The sequence below is a fragment of the Nocardioides sp. genome, from assembly GCF_035429765.1.
Classification (GTDB): domain Bacteria; phylum Actinomycetota; class Actinomycetes; order Propionibacteriales; family Nocardioidaceae; genus Nocardioides.
This window is the reverse complement of sequence record NZ_DAOMFK010000033.1, coordinates 1,219-21,724: the sequence shown is the minus strand read 5'-3', so window position 1 is coordinate 21,724 and position 20,506 is coordinate 1,219. Positions and strand designations below refer to the sequence as shown.

Annotated in this window: 19 protein-coding genes and 1 tRNA gene; 8 read left to right on the top strand and 12 right to left on the bottom strand. The window is 72.6% G+C overall.

From position 1 onward, the window contains the following. Positions 1–387: 387 nt before the first annotated feature. Both PLP61_RS05565 and PLP61_RS05560 read left to right on the top strand, forming a co-directional pair. A complete protein-coding gene (locus PLP61_RS05565; protein WP_324501183.1) occupies positions 388–1,089 on the top strand; it encodes a tetratricopeptide repeat protein in 702 nt (233 codons plus the stop codon). A 151-nt stretch (positions 1,090–1,240) separates the two neighbouring features. Further along, positions 1,241–1,774 (top strand): DUF3145 domain-containing protein, encoded by a 534-nt coding sequence (locus PLP61_RS05560; RefSeq protein WP_502888965.1) that lies wholly within the window; start codon positions 1,241–1,243, stop codon positions 1,772–1,774. Positions 1,775–1,784: 10 nt separating this feature from the next. Here PLP61_RS05560 and PLP61_RS05555 read toward each other — a convergent pair whose 3' ends face one another. The 6 genes from PLP61_RS05555 to PLP61_RS05530 form a co-directional block, all read right to left on the bottom strand. Continuing rightward, positions 1,785–3,230: an acyl-CoA carboxylase subunit beta gene (locus tag PLP61_RS05555; RefSeq protein ID WP_324501179.1), complete on the bottom strand. Its 1,446-nt coding sequence runs from the start codon at positions 3,228–3,230 to the stop codon at positions 1,785–1,787. Further along, on the bottom strand, positions 3,230–4,465 hold the full coding sequence (gene fabF / locus PLP61_RS05550; protein WP_324501177.1) for a beta-ketoacyl-ACP synthase II: 1,236 nt from the start codon (positions 4,463–4,465) through the stop codon (positions 3,230–3,232). The genes PLP61_RS05555 and fabF overlap by 1 nt, the downstream gene beginning before the upstream one ends. A gap of 84 nt (positions 4,466–4,549) precedes the next feature. Continuing rightward, a complete protein-coding gene (locus tag PLP61_RS05545; protein ID WP_502888963.1) occupies positions 4,550–4,795 on the bottom strand; it encodes an acyl carrier protein in 246 nt (81 codons plus the stop codon). Positions 4,796–4,841: 46 nt separating this feature from the next. Continuing rightward, positions 4,842–5,855, bottom strand: a complete 1,014-nt coding sequence (locus PLP61_RS05540) for a beta-ketoacyl-ACP synthase III (protein WP_324501175.1) — start codon at positions 5,853–5,855, stop codon at positions 4,842–4,844. Then, the gene (locus PLP61_RS05535) at positions 5,855–7,039 is read right to left on the bottom strand and encodes an acyltransferase domain-containing protein (RefSeq protein ID WP_324501173.1); all 1,185 of its coding nucleotides are present in this window, start codon (positions 7,037–7,039) and stop codon (positions 5,855–5,857) included. The genes PLP61_RS05540 and PLP61_RS05535 overlap by 1 nt, the downstream gene beginning before the upstream one ends. Before the next feature lie 80 nt (positions 7,040–7,119). Beyond that, positions 7,120–8,322 carry a PucR family transcriptional regulator gene (locus PLP61_RS05530; RefSeq protein WP_324501171.1) on the bottom strand — a complete coding sequence of 401 codons (1,203 nt, stop codon included), beginning with the start codon at positions 8,320–8,322 and terminating at the stop codon, positions 7,120–7,122. Positions 8,323–8,431: 109 nt separating this feature from the next. Here PLP61_RS05530 and PLP61_RS05525 point away from each other — a divergent pair, with 109 nt between their 5' ends. Then, positions 8,432–9,409, top strand: coding sequence for an alpha/beta fold hydrolase (locus PLP61_RS05525; protein ID WP_324501169.1), 978 nt, complete (start codon positions 8,432–8,434; stop codon positions 9,407–9,409). Between the two features lie 16 nt (positions 9,410–9,425). Here PLP61_RS05525 and PLP61_RS05520 read toward each other — a convergent pair whose 3' ends face one another. Further along, positions 9,426–10,796, bottom strand: a complete 1,371-nt coding sequence (locus PLP61_RS05520) for a pyridoxal phosphate-dependent decarboxylase family protein (protein WP_324501167.1) — start codon at positions 10,794–10,796, stop codon at positions 9,426–9,428. A gap of 83 nt (positions 10,797–10,879) precedes the next feature. Between PLP61_RS05520 and PLP61_RS05515 the strand changes: the two genes are divergently transcribed. Next, the gene (locus tag PLP61_RS05515) at positions 10,880–11,791 is read left to right on the top strand and encodes a YihY/virulence factor BrkB family protein (protein ID WP_324501165.1); all 912 of its coding nucleotides are present in this window, start codon (positions 10,880–10,882) and stop codon (positions 11,789–11,791) included. 9 nt (positions 11,792–11,800) lie between these two features. Here PLP61_RS05515 and aceE read toward each other — a convergent pair whose 3' ends face one another. Further along, positions 11,801–14,596, bottom strand: coding sequence for a pyruvate dehydrogenase (acetyl-transferring), homodimeric type (gene aceE, locus PLP61_RS05510; protein ID WP_324501163.1), 2,796 nt, complete (start codon positions 14,594–14,596; stop codon positions 11,801–11,803). Between the two features lie 310 nt (positions 14,597–14,906). On the opposite strand from aceE, the gene PLP61_RS05505 reads away from it, so the two are divergent. From PLP61_RS05505 to PLP61_RS05490, 4 genes are all read left to right on the top strand, one after another. Next, positions 14,907–15,347 carry a DUF3052 domain-containing protein gene (locus tag PLP61_RS05505; protein ID WP_324501161.1) on the top strand — a complete coding sequence of 147 codons (441 nt, stop codon included), beginning with the start codon at positions 14,907–14,909 and terminating at the stop codon, positions 15,345–15,347. Next, on the top strand, positions 15,344–16,990 hold the full coding sequence (locus tag PLP61_RS05500; protein ID WP_324501159.1) for an AMP-binding protein: 1,647 nt from the start codon (positions 15,344–15,346) through the stop codon (positions 16,988–16,990). The genes PLP61_RS05505 and PLP61_RS05500 overlap by 4 nt, the downstream gene beginning before the upstream one ends. A 35-nt stretch (positions 16,991–17,025) precedes the next feature. After that, on the top strand, positions 17,026–17,490 hold the full coding sequence (locus tag PLP61_RS05495; protein WP_324501157.1) for a peroxiredoxin: 465 nt from the start codon (positions 17,026–17,028) through the stop codon (positions 17,488–17,490). 229 nt (positions 17,491–17,719) lie between these two features. Further along, positions 17,720–17,791: transfer RNA gene (locus tag PLP61_RS05490), tRNA-Val, on the top strand. 17 nt (positions 17,792–17,808) lie between these two features. On the opposite strand, the gene PLP61_RS05485 is transcribed toward PLP61_RS05490, so the two are convergent. From PLP61_RS05485 to PLP61_RS05470, 4 genes are all read right to left on the bottom strand, one after another. Then, positions 17,809–19,065 (bottom strand): polysaccharide deacetylase family protein, encoded by a 1,257-nt coding sequence (locus PLP61_RS05485; RefSeq protein ID WP_324501155.1) that lies wholly within the window; start codon positions 19,063–19,065, stop codon positions 17,809–17,811. Between the two features lie 234 nt (positions 19,066–19,299). Next, positions 19,300–19,443, bottom strand: a complete 144-nt coding sequence (locus PLP61_RS05480; RefSeq protein WP_324501153.1) for a GPGG-motif small membrane protein — start codon at positions 19,441–19,443, stop codon at positions 19,300–19,302. A 46-nt stretch (positions 19,444–19,489) separates the two neighbouring features. After that, on the bottom strand, positions 19,490–19,804 hold the full coding sequence (locus PLP61_RS05475; RefSeq protein WP_324501151.1) for an STAS domain-containing protein: 315 nt from the start codon (positions 19,802–19,804) through the stop codon (positions 19,490–19,492). Positions 19,805–19,848: 44 nt separating this feature from the next. Continuing rightward, on the bottom strand, positions 19,849–20,244 hold the full coding sequence (locus PLP61_RS05470) for an ATP-binding protein (protein ID WP_324501149.1): 396 nt from the start codon (positions 20,242–20,244) through the stop codon (positions 19,849–19,851). Positions 20,245–20,506 lie beyond the last annotated feature (262 nt).

Below are 20,506 nucleotides of genomic sequence, written 5' to 3'. Positions count from 1 at the left end.
GCCGGACACACACCCCGTAGAGGCCACCCACCCGGTGGCCTCTACCCCATTTACCGGAGGTCTCCTCCGGCGCGCATGACCCACAGAGGTACCCCTGCCCTAGGATCGGGCCGGCGGGGGCCGTCGAGAGGAGAGGTGCCCGCCATGGCTCAGGAACGGGGGCGTCAGCGCCCCTCGAGCGCGGGGTCGCGGTCGAGCGGGTCCGGACGCCCGGGCGGGTCGTCGGGCAAGAGCCCCGGTTCGACGGGTCATGGCCGGTCCGCGCCGTCCCGCCCGACGAGGGGGAAGTCCGAGGGGGCGCGACCCCAGGGCGGGGGCGCGGGCACGTCGTCGCGTGGAGACCGTCCTGCGCGTAAAGGGGACTGGAAGCGCCCTGCCGACAAGCAGGTGGAACGGAGCGTCGACCAGGCCACCTACGACGGCCCGCCCCTCCCCGAGAGTGTCACCGGACGTGAGCTCGACCGCTCGGTGTCGGCTCAGCTCAAGGGCCTGCCCGAGAAGCTCGCGGCGCGCGTCGCCCGGCACCTCGCGGCGGCCGGCATGCTGATCGAGCAGGATCCCGAGACGGCGTACCGGCACACCCTTGCCGCCCGGGCCCGCGCCAGCCGGCTGGCGGTGGTGCGCGAGGCCACCGGTGAGGCGGCGTACGCCGCTGGGCACTACGCCGAGGCGCTCGCGGAGCTGCGGGCGGCCAAGCGGATGAACGGAACCACGGCGTACCTGCCGATGATGGCGGACTGCCAGCGGGCGCTCGGCAAGCCGCAGGAGGCGTTGAAGCTGGCCAAGAGCCCGGCCGTCGCCGGGTTCACGCCCGAGGCGAAGGCGGAGATGACCCTCGTGGAGGCCGGGGCCCGGCGGGACCTGGGCCAGCTCGACGCGGCCCTGCGCACCCTCGAGCTCTCGCCGCTGACCTCCAAGAGCCGCGCCGCGTGGGTCGTGCGGCTGCGCTACGCCTACGCCGACACGCTCGAGGCCGCCGGCCGTGAGCGCGACGCGCTTGCCTGGTTCCACCGCACCCACGCGATCGACAGCCAGGAGCTCACCGACGCCGCGGACCGCGCCGAGCAGATCGAGAAGCGCCTGGACTGACCGGTCTGAACCAGTGTCCCAGGACGGAGTCACAGCGCTGGAATTCGCCGGTCTCATCGGTCACAATGGTCACCACAACCACATAGGGTCATCATCACGTCGCTTCATCACGGCACGAGAACGCTGGGGAAGGCGCATCTCCGCGCCGGTGATGAAGGAGGCCCTGGTGACCGCAAGCACTGCCACCCGCGTCGTGACGAGGGGTGTTCTCTTCGTGCACTCCTCACCCTCGGCGCTGTGCCCGCACATCGAGTGGGCGGTCGGTGGTGTCCTTGGTGCTGCCACGAACATGCACTGGACCCCCCAGCCCGCCCAGCCCGGCAGCTACCGCACGGAGATGTCCTGGATGGGCGAGGCCGGCACCGCCTCGGCCATCACCTCGGCACTGCGCGGGTGGAACCACCTGCGCTTCGAGGTCACGGAGGAGCCGACGCCCGCCACCGAGGGGGCCCGCTACTCCTTCACCCCCGATCTGGGCGTCTTCCACGCAGTCACCGGGATCCACGGGGACCTGATGATCCCTGAGGACCGGCTCAAGGCGGCTGTGGTCAAGGCGGCCGTGGGCGCCACCACCTTGGCCCAGGAGATCGACAAGCTCCTCGGGAAGCCGTGGGACGACGAGCTGGAGACCTTCCGGCACGCCGGCGAAGGCGCTCCGGTCCGCTGGCTGCACCAGGTGGTCTGAGCGGGGGCGCTCAGAGCGGGATGTTCCCGTGCGCGCCCCGTCGTACGCCGACCGACTGCACGGCGTCGTCGATGGCCCGCGCCAGGGACGACCGGGTCGCAGTCGGCTCGACGACCTCGTCGACGACGCCGATCTCGATCGCCCTCTCCACCCCGCCGGCGAGCCGCTCGTGCTCCAAGGCGAGCTCGGCCTCCACCACCGGACGCAGATCGGGCTGGACCTCCGAGAGCTTGCGGCGGTGCAGGATGCGTACCGCCGCGACGGCCCCCATCACCGCCACCTCGGCCCCCGGCCAGGCGAAGACCCGGGTGGCGCCGACGGCGCGGGCGTTCATGGCGATGTAGGCGCCGCCATACGTCTTGCGGGTCACCAGCGTCACCCTGGGCACGACGCACTCCCCGAAGGCGTGCAGGAGCTTCGCGCCACGGCGTACCACGCCGTCCCACTCCTGCCCGACGCCGGGGAGGTACCCGGGAACGTCGACCAGCACGATCAGCGGGACGCCGAACGCGTCGCACATGCGCACGAACCGGGAGGCCTTCTCCGCCGACAGCGAGTCCAGGCACCCGCCCAGCCGCAGCGGGTTGTTCGCGACGACACCCACCGTGCGGCCACCGAACCGGCCCAGGGCCGTGACGATGTTGGGGGCCCACCGGGCGTGCAGCTCCTGCGCCGTCCCCTCGTCCAGCACCGCCTCGACGAGGGGATGGACGTCGTAGGCCCGCTTCTTGGACTCCGGGAGGAACCTGGCCAGGTCGACGTCGGTCACCGCGGCCACGTCCAGGCTGCCCGGCGAGCCGAGCAGGTGCCCGACGTCGCGGGCCCGCTGGAGCGCCTCCTGCTCGGACTCGGTGAGGATGTGGACCACGCCGGAACGTCGGCCGTGGGGCTCGGGGCCGCCCAGCCGGAGCATGTCGACGTCCTCACCTGTCACCGAGCGCACCACCTCGGGGCCGGTGACGAAGATGCGACCGTCCGGGCCCAGGATCACCACGTCGGTGAGCGCCGGGCCGTACGCCGCCCCGCCCGCCGCCGGGCCCAGCACGACCGAGACCTGGGGGATCCTCCCGGAGGCCTGCGTCATGATGTGGAAGATCCGTCCGACCGCGTGCAGGGACAGCACTCCCTCGGCGAGCCGGGCGCCACCGGAGTGCCAGAGCCCGATGATCGGCACCCCGTCGATCAGTGCCCGGTGGTAGGCGTCCACCACGACGCGGCAGCCCACGTCCCCCATGGCGCCACCCATCACGGTGGCGTCGGAGCAGAACGCGACCACCGACGTACCCCTGACCCGGCCGACGGCGGCCAGCATGCCGGAGTCGTCCTGGGGGCTGATCAGCTCCATCGTGCCCTCGTCGAGCAGAGCCGCCAGCCGGAGCAGCGGGTTGCGCGGGTCCTCGGCGCGGGGCGGCTTGGCGCTCGCGGGGGCCGTCTTCTCGGGGGTCGCGGCGACCATCACACGCTCCGGAACGCCAGGGCCACGTTGTGGCCGCCGAAGCCGAAGGAGTTGTTGAGGGCGGCCACGTCGCCGGCGGGCAGGTCCCGTCGCTTGTCCGCGAGATCCAGGCCTACCTCCTCCGGGTCCTCGAGGTTGATCGTGGGAGGGACGACCCGGTCACGGAGCGCGAGGATGGTCGCGACGGACTCCAGCGCGCCGGCGGCGCCGAGCAGGTGACCGGTCATCGACTTCGTGGAGGTGACCACGGGCCGCTCCGCCGCGGACCCGAGGGCCGAGCGGATCGCCAGGGCCTCAGCGACGTCGCCCTGCGGGGTCGAGGTGGCGTGCGCGTTGATGTGCGCGACGTCCTCGGGCGCCAGATCGGCCGCCGCCAGGGCCAGCCGCATGGCCCGGGTCGCACCCAGACCGGCCGGGTCGGGTTGGGCGATGTCGTGGGAGTCGGCGGTGATGCCCGCCCCGGCCGCCTCGGCGTACACCCGCGCACCGCGCGCGGCGGCGTGCTCGGCGGACTCCAGCACCACCGCGGCGGCGCCCTCGCCGAGCACGAACCCGTCGCGGCCCTTGTCCCACGGCCGTGACGCCGCCGCGGGGTCGTCGTTGCGCTTGGAGAGCGCCATCATCTGCGCGAACGCCGCCATCGGCAGCGGGTGCACCGCGGCCTCGGTGCCGCCGCAGACCACGACGTCGGCGCGGCCCAGCCGGATCAGGTCGATGCCGAGCGCGATCGCCTCGTTGCCCGAGGCACAGGCGGAGACCGGGGTGTGGACCCCTCCGCGCGCGCCGATGTCCAGCCCGACGTTCGCGGCGGGGGAGTTCGGCATCAGCATCGGGATCGCCAGCGGGGAGACCCGGCGCGGGCCCTTCTCCTTCATGGCGTCGTAGTTGGCCAGCAGGGTCTGGATCCCGCCGATCCCTGAGGCCATCGCGACCGAGAGCCGCTCTGGCTCCACCCCGTCCTTGTCGAGCCCGGAGTCGGTCCAGGCCTCCAGGCCGGCCACCAGCGCGAGCTGGCCGGAGCGGTCCATCCGACGGGCGCGGACCCGGTCCAAGACCTCGGTCGGGTCGACCGCCACGGTCGCGGCGATCCGGGCGGCCAGCGGCTCGGCCCACTCCTCGGTGAGCGCGGTGACGCCGGAGCGGCCCTCGAGCAGGGCGGTCCAGGTGCTGGCCACGTCACCGCCGACGGGCGTGGTGGCGCCCAGGCCGGTGACGACGACTCGGATGGCTGTCATGCAGGGGTCCTCTTCCGTGGGAGTGTGCCGACCCGTCACAAATTGCGCGCAATTTGTGACGGGTCGGCCGCAATTTGTGACGGGTCAGCTCTGGGCGGACTCGATGAAGGCCACGGCGTCGCCGACCGTCTTGAGGTTCTTCACCTCGTCGTCGGGGATCGAGACGCCGAACTTCTCCTCGGCCGCGACGACGACCTCGACCATGGACAGGGAGTCGACGTCGAGGTCGTCGACGAACGACTTGTCGAGCTGGACGTCCTCGGCGTCGATCCCGGCGACCTCGTTGACGATGTCAGCGAGGTCGGCGCGGATCTCTTCGGTGGTGGCCATCAGGCTTCTTTCTCCTCGGTGGTGGGGGTGTGCGTGGGTGACTCGGTCAGGGGACGGTGATGACCTGGGCCGCGTAGGCCAGGCCGGCCCCGAAGGCGACGAGCAGCGCAGTGTCCCCGCTGCGGGCCTCGCCATCGGCGATCATCTGGTTCAGGGCGAGGGGGATCGACGCGGCGGAGGTGTTGCCCTGGTCGGCGATGTCGCGCGCGATCCGGACGTGCTCGGGAAGCTTCATGGCCCGGGCCATGGCGTCGATGATGCGCATGTTGGCCTGGTGCGGGACGAACACGTCGAGGTCCTCGACGCGTACGCCGGCCCGGTCCAGCGCCTGCTGGGCCACCTTGGCCATGGTGAACGCCGCCCAGCGGAAGACGGCGTTGCCCTCCATCACCAGGTGCGGCATCACGCCGGTGCCCGGGTCGTCGTCCGAGCCGACGACGTCACGCCAGTCCTCGCGCTGCCGGATCAGGTCGAACTGCTCGCCGTCGGAGCCCCAGACCACGGGACCGATCGCCGCAGCCTCGCTCGGCCCGACCACCGCGGCGCCGGCGCCGTCGGCGAACAGGAAGGCGGTGCCCCGGTCGTTGACGTCGGTGATGTCGGAGAGTCGTTCGACCCCGATCACCAGCACGTGCCGGGCGCTTCCGCCGCGCACCATGTCCGAGGCGAGGGCGAGGCCGTGGCAGAAGCCGGCGCAGGCCGCGGAGATGTCGAAGGCCGCCGCCTGGTTGGTGCCCAGCTGGTGCGCGATCGCCGTCGCGACGGCGGGGGTCTGCAGCATGTGGCTGACGGTCGCCACGATCACCGCGTCGATCTGCTCGGGGGCCAGCCCGGCGTGCTCCAGCGCGCCTCGCGACGCGGCCAGGCTCATCATGCTGATGGTCTCCTCCGGCGTCGCCCAGCGTCGCTGGCGGATGCCGGAGCGCTGCTGGATCCACTCGTCGCTGGAGTCGATGGCCTCGATGAGGTCGGCGTTGGGGATCACCCGGGAGGGCCGGTAGGACCCGACGCCGAGCACGGCGGTGTGCCGGCTCCCCACGGACTCGTGCAGCGCAGCCATCAGCCGATCCCCTCTGGGTGCAGGCGGAGCAGGGGTTGGCCCGGCGAGACCAGGTCACCGTCCTCGACCAGCCACTCCACCACCTGCCCGCCGTGGGTTGCGGTGACGTCGGTGCGGTCCCGCAGGCTGGCCACCGCGCCGACCGCCGCGCCCACGGGCAGCACGGCGGCCTCGCGGGCCGCGTCGTCGAGGTGGAAGGTGCCCTTGCTCGGGGAGACCACCATCCGCCAGGTCGGGGTGGTCTCGATGACCGACGCCTCGCCGTGCCGCGCGCAGAAGTCGCGGGCCGCGTCGAGCTGGTCAGGGGTCTTGAGCGCGAACGTCTCGACGCCCTTCATGGCGCGCCTGGCGATCCCGGTGAGGGTGCCCGCAGGCGGCATCTCCAGCAGGCCGGTCACGCCGAGGTCGAGCATCGTCTCCATGCACAGGTCCCAGCGGACCGGGCTGGCGATCTGGTCGACGATCCTGCGGACCACCTCCCGCCCGTCGTGGACGACCTGCCCGTCGCGGTTGGAGATCACGGCGGTGCGCGGGTCGTGGGTGGAGACCGACCGGGCGAGCCCGGCGAGCCGGCCCACGGCGGGCGACATGTGGCCGGTGTGGAAGGCCCCGGCCACGCTGAGCGGCGCGAGCCGGGCCCGGGCCGGGGGGTCGGCCGCGAGTGCGGCCAGCTGGTCGAGGGTCCCGGCAGCCACCACCTGGCCCGGACCGTTGTCGTTGGCCGCGGTCAGCCCGTGCCGCTCCAAGGCGGCCAGTACGTCGTCGCGGTCGCCGCCGAGCACCGCGGTCATCCCGGTCGGGGTCTGCGCGGCTGCGGCGGCCATCGCCTTGCCGCGCTCGCGGACCAGCACCATGGCCTGCTCGGCGGTGATCACCCGTGCTCCGGCGGCCGCGGCCAGCTCGCCGACACTGTGGCCGGCGACCGCGCCGACCCGGTTGAAGGCGTCGGTGGGGTGGGGGAAGATCCCGAGCGCGGCCACCAGGCTGGTCGCCACCAGCAGCGGCTGGGCGATCTGGGTCTCCCGGATGGTGTCGGCGTCCGCGGCCGTGCCGTAGTGCACCAGGTCGAGGTCGGCGACGGTGGAGAGCCACTCCAGGCGCGCGGCGAACGTGGGGTCCTCCAGCCACGGCTGGAGGAAGCCAGGGGACTGGGACCCCTGGCCGGGGGCGACGATGACGAGCACGTGGACCACTGTGCCGGGCGGACCGGGCTGGACTCGCCTCAGGCACGCACGAAGTTGGGGACTGATTCGTTGTGGGGTTCCTACAAATCGCCAGGCTGTCCGCGGCCCGACTGCCGTCCCAGGACCAGCGCGATGCGGAGGGTGAAGCCGTCGCGCGGGTCAGCCGGGCTCAGGCCGGAGACCTCCGTGGCCTGCCGCAGCCGGTAGCGCACCGTGTTGGGGTGCACGTAGAGGGCCCGGGCGGTCGCCTCGACCCCCGATCCCTGCGCGAAGTACGTCGACAGCGTGGTCACCAGGGTGCCGCGGGCCTCGCACAGCGGCAGGTAGACGTCCTCGACGAGGTGCCGCCTGGCATGCCCGTCGCCGGCCAGGGCCCGCTCGGGGAGCAGGTCCTCGCTGAGGCACGGACGGGGAGCCTCCGGCCACCCGGCCGCCGCCCGGTGGGCCGACAGGGCCGCCCGGGCCGAGACGTGGGCGTGCCCGAGGTCGGCGGTGACCGGGCCGACCACGACGGCCCCCTCCCCGAACAGGTCCGCCACCACCGAGCCGGCGCGACGCGGGTCGGCCACCCCGCCCAGGACGACCGAGAGCCGCTCGCCCTGGATCGCGCACAGGGCGTCCATCGCGGCGGCGCGGGCGGCGCGGCGTACGTCGTCGAACAGGTCGCTGGCGGTCCGCTCCGGAGGGGTGGGCCCCAGCACCACGGCCACCTCCCCGTGGGAGGACCAGCCAAGAGCGCTGGCCCGGGAGAGGACCGCCTCGTCGGCCTCGCCGCGGAGCACCGAGTCGACCACCAGGGCCTCCAGCCGGGCGTCCCAGGCCCCGCGCACCTCCGCGGCCCGCGCGTAGACCTCGGCGGTGGCGAAGGCGACCTCGCGGGCGTACCAGGAGATCGCCTGGTGCACCTCCGGGGCGTCCTCGGGCTGCACGATGGCGTCGACGTTGCTCTCGACGACCTCGATGCTGAGCCGGATCAGGTCCACGGTCTGCTGCAGGCTGATGACGCCGGTCAGCGCGCGGGGGGCTGCGCCGAAGACCGAGGCGGCGATAGCCGACCCGCCGGCCGCGGGGGTGTGCGCGTCGCGTCGGTACCAGTCGACGAAGTTCCGGATGCCGGCCTGGACGATCAGCCCGACCCAGGAGCGCTCCTGCGCCTCGAGTGCGCCGAACCACGCCAGGTCGGCCAGCATCCGGGCGGTCGCCGCGGTGCTGAGCGTGCCGGTGGCCCGCTGCAGGGCGTCGGCGGCCCGGGCCCGGGACTCGGCGCTCGGCTCAGGGAACACAGCCAGAGGCTACAAGGGGGTGGGGGGTGTGTCGCGGCGCCGTTTCTGGTTGACTGTGCCCCCTTGTGGCACCGGGCCGGTCCGGTGCCACTGCACTCGGGAGGTGGAGATGGGGACCGGGGAGCCGCTCGCTCTGCAGCACCTCACCCTCCACGGCCACCGCCGGGCCTTCCTCAAGGCCGGCTCCGGGCCGGCCCTGCTCCTGCTGCACGGCATGGGCTGCGACCACACCACCTGGGACCTGGTGGTCGAGTCCTTCGCCCGTCGGTACACCGTGATCGCTCCCGACCTGCTGGGCCACGGCGCCTCCGACAAGCCGCGCGCCGACTACAGCGTCGGCGGCTACGCCAACGGCATGCGCGACCTGCTCGCCGCACTCGACATCGACCGCGCGACGGTGGTGGGTCACAGCCTGGGGGGCGGGGTAGCGATGCAGTTCGCCTACCAGTACCCCGAGCTCGCCGAGCGGCTGGTCCTGGTCGCCCCGGGCGGGTTCGGTCCGGAGGTGACCCCGATCATCCGGGCGGTGACCACGCCCGGGTTCCACCAGATCACCGGTCTGCTCACGCTGCCGGGGGTCCGCCAGCTCGGGGTCGCGGGGCTCACCGCGCTCAGCCGCAGCCGGCTCCCGGGGACCAGGGACCTCGGCGAGGTGGCCGCCATCTTCTCCGCGCTGCGCGACCCGCGGGCCCGCGCCGCGCTCGCCCACGTCGTCCGGGCGGTCGTGGACTGGCGCGGCCAGATCATCACCATGAGCGACCGTGCCTACCTCACCGACGACATCCCGATGTGCGTGATCTGGGGCGACGACGACCCCGTCATCCCGGTCAGCCATGCCGAGGTCGCCCGGGTGGTCGCCCCGCACTGCGACGTCGAGATCGTCCCGAACGCCGGCCACTTCCCCCACCGCGACCATCCCGAGCGCTTCGTCAAGCTCGTCAACGACTTCGTCCGCTCCACCGCGCCGGCGCGCTTCGAGTGGGAGCAGTGGCGCGACCACCTGCGCCGGGGCGGCGACGTGCGCATCCGCCAGGCCGAGGCCGGGCACGCGCCGGTGGCACCGCTGGCGTCCGCGCCGTCTGCCTGACCGCCAGTCGCGGGGGCTACCCGGTCGTCACCCGGCGCAGGGCCTCGACGGTCCGGCGTACGTCGTCGGGGCTGGTCGACCAGTTGCTGACCGAGATCCGCAGGACTGCCTGGTCGTGCCAGCGGGAGCCGGTGGTCCACGAGGTGCCGTCCTCCAGCATCGCCTGCACCACGCGGTGGGTGCGTTCGTCGCTGCCGAAGCTCACGCACACCTGCGTGAAGCACACGTCGTGGAGCACGCGGGCTCCGTCGAGGGCTGACACCTCCGTGGCGAGCTCGGTGGCCCGCGCACACATCCGGTCCACCAGCTCGGCCACCCCGGCCCGCCCCAGGGTGCGCAGCACCGCCCAGACCGGCAGCCCCCGGGCCCTCCGGGAGACCTCCGGCACCCGCTCCAGGGGGTCGCCCTGCGGATCGTGGATCAGGTACTCGCCCTGCATGCTCATGGCGGACCGCAGCGCCTCGGGCGACCGCACGACCGCGATGCCGCAGTCGTAGGGGACGTTGAGCGTCTTGTGGGCGTCGGTGGTCCACGAGTCGGCGTCGGCGAAGCCCGCCACCAGGTGCCGGTACGTCGGGGACGCGCCGGCGAAGAGCCCGAAGGCGCCGTCGATGTGCACCCAGGCACCGTGCCGGTGGGACACCTCGATCGCCTCGGTGAAGGGGTCGAAGGCCCCCGAGTGCACGTTGCCGGCCTGGAGCACGACGACCACCGGGCGGCCGTCACCGGCCCCGGACTCCAGCGCGGCGGCCAGGGCGTCGACCCTGATCCGGCCCTGGTCGTCGGCCGGGACCACCTCGGGCCGGCCCAGTCCCAGGTAGCGCAAGGCCAGGTCGACCGTGTCGTGGCGCTCGGCGCCGACGAGCACGCGGACGCCCGGCGAGCCGGTGATCCCGTCGCGCCCGGTGTCCCACCCGGCCCGGCGCAGCACGTCGTCGCGGGCGGCGGCCAGGCAGGTGAAGTTCGACATCGTGGCACCGGTGACGAAGCCCACCGCGGCCCCGCGGGGAAGGTCGAGCAGGTCGAGCAGCCAGCGGCCGGTGAGCTCCTCGACGGCGGACACGGCGGGCGTCACCAGCCGCAGCCCCGCGTTCTGGTCCCATGCGCTCACCAGCCAGTCCGCTGCCAGGGCGGCCGGGTGCGTCCCACCGATGACGAAGCCGAAGAAGCGCCCCGACCCCATCGCGGTCAGCCCGGGCTCGCAGGCCCGGGCCAGCAGGTCCACGGTTCCGACAGAAGGCGACGGGCCGTCGGGCAGGGCCTCGCCCAGGGCCGCGGTGACCTCCTCGAGCGTGGCCTGCGGTGGGACCGGTCGCTCGGCCAGCGAGGCCAGCCACCGGGTCGCGTGCTCGTGCGCCCTCGCCAGGGCGGCCGCGGAGTCCTCCATCCCGCCACCTCCTCGGACGAGGCTAGCGCTGCTCGCGGCGGGGGGCGAGCAGCTGACCACCGGTGATGGGAGAGGATGACGCCGTGACCCCGGACCCGCGGACCGAGCCGCTCCCGCAGGACGTCCTGACCGACCAGCAGCAGGCCCTGCTGGCCAAGGCGCCGCTCCGCGTCCAGCAGGCCACGACCTGGGCGCTCTCGCACTGGCCCGGACGGATCGCGATCCGGGTGGCCACCGGGCTGCGGGAGGTGCAGATCTTCGACCGGGCGATGACGGTCGCCGCCCAGCTGTTCACCTCGATCTTCCCGATCATCATCATGGGGGCGGCGTTCTTCGGAGCCGACCAGACCGCCGGGGCGATCTCCGGCGCCGGCCTGCCCTCCGAGGCCGAGCAGGTGCTCGACGACGTCGTGGTCTCGGGTGGGGTCAGCAGCTTCGGGGTGCTCGGCTTCCTCGTCGTGCTCGTCTCGGCGACCAGTCTCTCCCGCGCGCTCACCCGGGCCTACGACACCATCTGGCAGCACGAGCGCACGCGAACCCGGATCTCGCAGGCCTGGCGCTGGCTGGCCGCGGTGATCGTGCTGGCGATCGCCGTGGTGCTCAGCAGGTACGTCGTGCGGATGGTCCAGGGCATCCCGCCGCCGCGGCTGTGGAGCGCCTCGCTCTCCTTCGCCATCAACACCGGCATCGCCATGTTCGTGCCCTGGCTGCTGATGATGGGGCGGGTCCGGATCCGCCTGCTCGCCCCGGGCGCAGCGCTGTTCGCCCTGGCGATGATCCTCGCGCACCCGTTCTCGGTGCGGTACCTCGGCATCGCCGTCGAGTCGAGCGCTGCGCGCTACGGCGCGATCGGGGTCGCGTTCGCCTACCTGGCCTGGCTGTACGCCGTCTCCTTCATGCTGCTGGCGACCGCCGTGCTCGGTCGCGTCATCGCTACCGACGAGGGTCCCCTCGGTGTGGCCATCCGCGGGAACCCGGCGTCCGGGCAGGAGTGACGCGGGAGGTCAGGCGTCCCCGCCGGCCTGCCGGACGCCACGGACCGCGGTGGGGTCGTCGATGCGGTACTTGGTGAACGCGTCGGCCACCGTCTCCCGGGACACCCGGCCGGCGTCGGCCAGCGCCTGCAGGGCCTGGACCACCACCGACTCGGCGTCGACGTGGAAGAAGCGGCGGGCCGCCGGCCGGGTGTCGGCGAAGCCGAACCCGTCGGTGCCCAGCACCCGGTAGTCCCGCGGCACCCAGCGTGCGATCTGCAGCGGCACCGCCGCCATGTAGTCCGACACCGCCACGACAGGTCCCTCGACCTCGCGGAGCTTGTCGGCGACGTACGCCGTCCGTGGGGGCTCGGTGGGGTGCAGCAGGTTCCACTCCTCGGCGGCGACGGCGTCGCGGGCCAGCTCGTTCCACGAGGTCACCGACCACACGTCCGCGGCCACCCCCCACTCCTGGGCGAGCAGCTCCTGGGCGCGCTGGACCCAGGGCAGGCCGATCCCGCTGGCGAGCAGCTGGACGCGGGGGGCGTCGGCGGCGAGGCCGGTCGGTGGCACCGCGAGGTGGTAGAGCCCCTTGAGCAGGCCCTCCACGTCCAGGTGCTCAGGCTCGGCCGGCTGCACCAGTGGCTCGTTGTAGACGGTCAGGTAGTAGACGACGTCCTCGCCGTGCGGGTGGTCGGCCGGGGAGCCGTACATCCGGCGCAGCCCGTCCTGCACGATGTGGGACACCTCGTAGGCGGTGGCCGGGTCGTAGTGGACCACCGCCGGGTTGGTCGCCGCGAGCAGCGGTGAGTGCCCGTCGGCGTGCTGGAGGCCCTCGCCGGTCAGCGTGGTCCGCCCGGCCGTGGCGCCGATGAGGAAGCCGCGGGCGAGCTGGTCGGTCATCGCCCAGATCGAGTCGCCGGTGCGCTGGAAGCCGAACATCGAGTAGAAGAGGTAGACGGGGATCATCGGCTCGCCGTGGGTGGCGTAGGCCGACCCGGCCGCGGTCGCCGAGGCGATCGAGCCCGCCTCGGAGATGCCCTCGTGGAGCAGCTGCCCCTGGGCGGACTCCTTCCAGGCCATCAGCAGCTTGCGGTCCACCGACTCGTAGGTCTGGCCGGCCGGGTTGTAGATCTTCGCCGTGGAGAACATGGAGTCCATGCCGAAGGTGCGGAACTCGTCGGGGGCGATCGGCACGATCCGGTGCCCGATCTCCGGGTCCTTCATCAGGTCCTTCAGCAGCCGGACGAACGCCATGGTGGTGGCGATCGCCTGCTTCCCGGAGCCCTGCTTGAGCTCGGCGTACATCTCGTCCCCCGGGAGCGTGAGCGCCCGGGCGGTCACCTGGCGCGCCGGCACCGGGCCGCCGAGGGCGCGGCGCCGCTCGCGCAGGTAGGCCAGCACGTCGCTGTCCTCGCCGGGGTGGTAGAAGGGCGCCGACCCGTCGGCCTCGTAGGCGTCGTCGATCTCGCGGTCGGTCACCGGCAGCTCCAGCCGGTCCCGGAACTGCTTGAGGGAGTCGGTGTTGAGCTTCTTCATCTGGTGGGTGGCGTTCTTGCCCATCAGCGCGTCGATCGTCCAGCCCTTCACGGTCTGCGCCAGGATCACCGTCGGCTGGCCGACGTGCTCGGTGGCCGCCTTGAACGCGGCGTACACCTTGCGGTAGTCGTGGCCGCCGCGGGGCAGGTTCTGGATCTGCTCGTCGGTCAGGTGGGCGACCATCTCCTGCAGCCGGGCGTCGCCGCCGAAGAAGTGCTCGCGGATGTAGGCGCCGGTCTCGACCGAGTAGGTCTGGAACTGCCCGTCCGGCGTGCCGTTCATCCGGTTCACCAGGACGCCGTCGACGTCGCGCGCCAAGAGCTCGTCCCACTCGCGGCCCCAGACCACCTTGATGACGTTCCAGCCCGCGCCGCGGAAGAACGACTCGAGCTCCTGGATCACCTTGCCGTTGCCGCGCACCGGCCCGTCGAGCTGCTGGAGGTTGCAGTTGATGACGAACGTCAGGTTGTCCAGCTCCTCCCGCGCGGCCAGCCCGATCGCGCCCAGCGACTCGGGCTCGCCCATCTCCCCGTCGCCCAGGAAGGCCCACACGTGCTGGTCGGAGGTGTCCTTGATGCCGCGGTTGTGCAGGTAGCGGTTGAAGCGTGCCTGGTAGATCGCGTTGAGCGGGCCGAGCCCCATCGACACCGTGGGGAACTCCCAGAACTCCGGCATCAGCCTCGGGTGCGGGTAGGACGAGAGGCCCTGGCCGCGGCCGTGCTGGACCTCCTGGCGGAACCGGCCGAGCTGCTCGGCGGTGAGCCGCTTCATCAGGAACGCCCGGGCGTAGATGCCCGGCGAGGCATGGCCCTGGACGTACACCTGGTCCCCGCCGCCGGGGTGGCTCTTGCCGCGGAAGAAGTGGTTGTAGCCGACCTCGTAGAGGCTGGCGGCGGACTGGTAGGTGGCGATGTGGCCGCCCACCTCCAGGCCCGGCCGGTTCGCCGAGGTCACCATCACCGCCGCGTTCCACCGCACCAGCCGGCGGATCAGCTTCTCCATGTGCTCGTCGCCGGGGAACCACGGCTCGCGCTCGGGCGGGATGGTGTTGATGAAGTCGGTGCTGCGCAGCGCGGGTACGCCGACCTGCTGCTCGCGGGCCCGTTCGAGCAGCCGGAGCATCACGTAGCGGGCCCGCTCCCGGCCTCGCTCGTCGACCATCGCGTCGAACGAGTCGAGCCACTCGTGGGTCTCCTCGGGGTCGATGTCGGGGAGCTGGGTCGGCAGGCCCTCGTGGATCACGGGGAGCTGGGGGCGGCTGCTGCGCGGGCTCGAAGCATCGGTCACCCGGCCATCGTTGCACGCGGGCGGACCCGACGGAATCTACCGACGAGTACGCCGCGGGGCGGTGCGAGCACGCCGCGGCGCAGCGCTGCCGCGCGCACTCCAAGACCGCGTCCATGAGCTTCGACGTGGACCTCGGCCCGGTCAGCTACCTGGGGATCTGAGGGCTGGCCACCGCGGCTGGTGTGACAGGTGTGACGCGGAAGGGTTGCGCGTCGGAGGGAAGTCAGGTGGACTACTGCTCACCTCGTGCACGTCCGAGCACGAGGCCCGGCGCACCCAGCGCCAGTGCAGAGGAGAGCGGGAGGCACACGTGAGCTCCACCGCGGGTGGCGGGACCACCCAGACCCAGGGCCCGGCAGGTCCGGCGGCCCGACTGGGATTCACGCCGGGGATGGTCATCCAGGAGCTCGGCTGGGACGACGACACCGACGACGAGCTGCGTGCGGCCATCGAGGAGCTGGTCGACGGCGACCTGGTCGACGGCAGCTACGGCGACGTGGTGGAGGCGGTGCTGCTGTGGTGGCGCGCCGACGACGGTGACCTGGTCGACGGGCTGGTCGATGCGCTCACCGACCTGGTCCGCGGGGGCGCCATCTGGCTGCTCACCCCCAAGATCGGTCGCCCGGGGGCCGTGGACGCCGCCGACATCGCCGAGGCCGCCCCCATCGCCGGGCTCGCCCAGACCACCACCGCCCCGGTGAGCAAGGACTGGACCGCCACCCGGCTGGTGGCCCCCAAGTCGCCCACGTGATTCACCCGCCGCTCCCACCCGGCGACCTGCTCCCGAGACTGGCCGGCGAGACCGCGCTGGCGGGCGCCGCGGTCAAGGTGCTCGCCCGGTCCGGGGTCATCCGGCCCTACGCCCCGTGGACGCTCGCCGCGCTGGGCGCCACGCTGCTGCGCTGGGGGACCGGCCCGGCCGGAGGGTTCGCCACGATGGCGCTGCGCGAGCCGCGCAGGGTCGCGCTCCTCGACGAGCGCGGGTCGCTGACCTTCGGCGACCTGCACGCCCGCAGCAACGCGCTGGCGCGAGGTCTGGGCGAGCTCGGTGTCCAGGCGGGCGACTCGGTCGCCGTGATGTGCCGCAACCACCGCGGCTTCGTCGACGCCACCCTGGCGGTCGCCAAGCTCGGTGCGGACGTGCTCTACCTCAACACCGCGTTCGCCGGGCCTCAGCTGGCCGACGTGCTCGACCGGGAACGGCCTCGGCTGGTCGTCCTCGACGAGGAGTTCGAGGGCCTGCTGCCAGGCACCCGCCCCGAGCAGCGGCTGCTGGCCTGGACCGACTCGGGGCGGCCGGAGGGGCTGACCCTGGAGGCGCTGATCGCGGCGTACCCCTCCGGAGACCTCCGACCACCCGACCGCCGGCCCCGCACGGTCATCCTCACTTCCGGCACCACCGGGGAGCCCAAGGGCGCCCCCCGCGGCGAGGCCGGTCTGGAGGCCGTGGTCGCCGTGCTGGACCGGATCCCGCTGCGCTTCGGCTGGACCAGCCACGTCGCGGCACCGCTGTTCCACACCTGGGGGTTCGCGCACCTCAGCCTGGCGATGCTGCTCGGCTCGGCGGTCGTGCTGCGCCGCCGGTTCGACGCCGCCGAGTGCCTGGGGGTGCTCGAGGAGGAGCGCTGCGACTCCCTGGCCGTGATCCCGGTGATGCTGCAGCGGATGCTGAGCCTGCCCGAGGAGGTGCTCGCCGAGGCCGACCTGTCCCGGCTGAAGGTGGTGGCTGCGTCCGGCTCGGCGCTCAGCGGCGACCTCGCCGTGACCTGGATGGACCGCTTCGGCGACAACCTCTACAACATCTACGGGTCGACGGAGGTCTTCTACGCCAGCATCGCCACCCCGGGCGACCTCCGCGCGGCACCGACGTCCGCCGGCCGCCCGCCCTTCGGGACCAGGGTGCGCATCCTCGACCACGACGGCCACCAGGTCCCTGCCGAGCACCCGGGCAGGATCTTCGTGGGCAACTCGATGCTGTTCGAGGGCTACTCCGGCGGCGGCCACAAGGAGGTCGTGGACGGGCTGATGTCGACCGGCGACGTCGGCCGCTTCGGTCCGGACGGGCGGCTGTACGTCGAGGGCCGGGACGACGAGATGATCGTCTCCGGCGGCGAGAACGTCTTCCCCAGCGAGGTCGAGCACTGCCTGGCGCGTCATCCGGCGGTGCTGGAGGCGACCGCCGTCGGGGTGGCCGACGAGGAGTTCGGCCAACGGCTCAAGGCCTTCGTGGCGGTGTCGGACCCGGCGGTGTCGGAGGAGGAGCTCAAGTCCTGGGTGGCCTCGCACCTGGCCCGCTACAAGGTGCCGCGGGAGATCGTGTTCCTCGACGAGCTGCCCCGCAACGCGACCGGCAAGATCCTCAAGCGGGTGCTGCACCGGGACGGGGAGCGGTGACGACCCGCGTCGACCCGGATGGCAGGATTCGGGACATGACGGGACTCCGCATCGGTGGGCCGGCCCCCGACTTCACGCTGCGTGACCAGTTCGGGCAGGACGTCACCCTCTCCACGTTCCGCGGCACGAAGGCGGTGGCGATCTTCTTCTACCCCTACGCGTTCTCCGGCGTGTGCACCGGCGAGATGACCGGGATCCGGCTGCGGCTCGACGAGTTCCTCACCTTCGACACCGAGGTGCTGGCCATCTCCTGCGACCCGGTCTACTCGCTGCGCGCCTTCGCGGACTCCGACGGGCTCAACTTTCCGCTGCTTTCGGACTTCTGGCCGCACGGGGCCGTTGCCTCGGCGTACGAGGTCTTCGACGAGACGAAGGGCTGCGCCCGACGCTCGTCGTACGTCGTGGACAAGGAGGGCCTGGTCCGCTGGTCGGTGCACAACGCGATGCCCGACGGGCGCGACCTGGAGGAGCACCTGCGGCAGCTCCGGGCACTGGCCTAGACCAGCAGGCGGGGATTCCTCGCAATGAGCCGGTAACGGATTGTGCAAGTCGGTCCGGGTGTGTATCTTTTGGGGTGTTGAGCCGCTGGTGACCCGAGACGCCAGCGGCTCAGCTCATTTCCGGGCACGATCTTCCTGCCCCTCGCCGCTTTCGCCGTACGCCGCGGCGGAGGCTGCGGAGCCCTCGTGCCGCCGCGGTGCCGCCTCGCGTAGTCTGTGGCCGCTTCGAGGGCGTATAGCTCAGCGGTAGAGCTCTGGTCTTACAAACCAGCGGTCACAGGTTCGATCCCTGTTGCGCCCACCCGCAGACCGGCGCGCTCACTCCAGCAGGTCGGAGACGCTCGTGGGGCGCAGCCCGCCCTCGCGCAGCCGCAGCACCATCGACGGCAGAGCGTCGTAGGTGTGGTAGCCACCCAGGTGCATCAGGACGATCGAACCCGCCTGCGCGTTGCTGACGACCTTGCCCGCGATGGCAGCGGCGGTAGGGCCGCCCTCGGTGACCGGCTCCCAGTCGATGGTGTCCACGTCCCACATCAAGGTCTTGGTGTAGCCCGCGGAGGCGGCCGCGCTCAGCACGCGGTCGTCGTACGCCCCGAAGGGCGGCCGCCAGTACGGCGCGGGCTGCTGGCCGGTGAGGTCGAGGATCACCGCTTCGGCGGAGGTCAGCTCGGTCCGGATCCGTGCAGCCGTGGGTGGGGTGGCGGGGCAGGACGCGCCGTCGCCGCCGTCGCGCAGGTTGCAGTGGTGCATGGTGTGGTTTCCCACCTCGAACAGCTCGGGGTACGCCGCCACGAGGGCCATCACCGTGCGTCCGGTGTCGGTCTGCGCGGCATCGCCGGTGGGGTGGATCGTGGCGCAGACCCGGTCGATGACGAGACGTTCCATGATGTCCAGCGCCGGGTCCAGCCGGCCGCCCATGTCGAAGGTGAGCGCGAGCTTCGGCTCGTCCGTCACGACGCGGGTGAGGACGACGCGAGCGCCGGGAGCCGCCTTGGGCGGGACCGCACAGGTCAGGCGGGTCGCGGTCAGGCCGCGCGGTCGCGGGACAGGCAGCCAGGTGCCCGCCCAGTGCCCGCTGCTGACCAGCACGTAGGCACGCCCGTCGATGACGGCTCGACGAGACGCCTGCGCCGTGGAGGCGGACGCCACGGTCCCCGACACCGTGGAGGCCAGGCCCCAGTCGGCGTCGAAGACGTAGCCGAGGTAGCGCCCCGGCCGGAGGGACACGGTCGCCGGCGGGTCCAGGACAGCGCTCCCTGCGAGCCCCGGGAGGTAGGCCACGGGCGACTCCCGCACCTCGTAGCCGGTGAGGCCCCCGGACGTGATCCGCAGGTAGAACCCGGGCTGGCCGGGTACGGCGTGGCGCAGGTCGGAGGTGACCATCGCCGGCGCGCGGCGGACGGTGATGCGCTGCGTCGCGAGAACCTCGCCCGACGCAGAGAACAGGTAGCCGGTCTGCGGCCCCGGCTCCAGCCGCACGGCGAGACCGGCCGCGGCGGTGTGCGGAGCCTCGACGAGGGTCAGGCTCCCGAGGACGAGGAGTGCGAGGAGCAGTCGAACGAGTGCCGACCTCATACTTCGATCATTGCTCGCCCCGGCCCGCTGGCGAAGGGCTGCGAGAGTGAGGTGCGGCAACCTCGTGCATGCCGGCGGGGTGCCCGGGTACCGCACGCACGTCCGACCTCCCGAGGGGGCCCGCCGAGACGGAAGGACGAGCAGATGTTCAGCTCCTTCTCACCGGCGAACAGCGAGGGACGTGGGTCGGGCGGCACCCAGCAGGGTGCCGCCCGACCCACGTGCCGCGTGCGCTCAGGTGAAGACGCTGACCCCACCGGGGCCGACGAGCAGCCCGACCACGATCAGCAGGGCGCCGACCAGGATCTGACCACGGACGAGCGTGACGATGCCCCAGATGACCAGGGCGACGGCGATGAGCCACAGGATGAAAGCCACAACGAACTCCTTTCCGGTGCCGCTCAAGTTCCCGATCCGGCGGGTTTCATGCGTCGGTGGAGGGGAGATCGGCCATCGGCACGATGTCGAAGTACTCGTCGAGGCGGGTGAGCTCGAGCAGCTCGGCGAGCACCTCGTTGGTGCCGGTGAGCACCAGACCGCCGCCGCGTGCCTCCGCCTCGCGACGGGCGCGCACCAGCGCGGCGAGCCCGCTGGAGTCGATGAACTCCACGGCGGTCATGTCGAGGACGAGCGAGGGCGACAGCTGCTCCATCGCGAACTCCAGCTGAGCCACCAGATCGGGGACGACGGCAAGGTCGACCTCGCCCTCGAGACGGATCAGGCAACGCCCGTCGGGCATCGTGTGCATCGTCTCGGCCGCTCCCGGTGCGAGGGTCACCGCCGTCAGCGCGGTACCTCGCACCATACCGCCTTGCCCGGCGGCTGCGTGCGCCAACCCCAGTCGCTGCTCAGGGTGCCCACGATGCCCAGTCCGCGGCCGCGGACCGCGAGCCCGCCCGAGGTCGGTGAGCGCGGCTTCGGCGTCGTCAGGGACCCGTCGCTGACCTCCACGCCGATCGCGTCCTCGCCGAGGGAGATGCGGATGGCCACGGGCGGGAGGCCGTGCTGCACGGCGTTGCTCACCAGCTCGCTCACCACCAGCAGCAGCCGGTGCCGGGTAGCTGCCTGGAGGGCATGCGCGGCGCTGAGCCGACGGGCGAGGCCGCGAGCCTCGGCGGGCGCCGAGGGCCCCCAGCCCAACGGGAACCAGGCCCCTGACTGCGGGGTGTGGGGTGTCATCCCTCAGATGCCGCCCTTCGGTCCGATCTGCCGCCCGGCCAACCCTCGACCCGGGTCGGGCGGCGCTGCCGATGATGTCAGGCCCCGGAGGTCAACCGGAAGTCACGTACGCCGCCACCCCGACCCCGGTCACGACCGCCGTCACGATCCACCACCCGGCCCGGTAGCGGTCACCGACGGCGGGGTGAGCCGTCCCCTCACGCACGGTGGACCTCCCTCGTCGCTCCGGCGTCGGGGTACCCCTGTCGGCTCGGGTCCATTC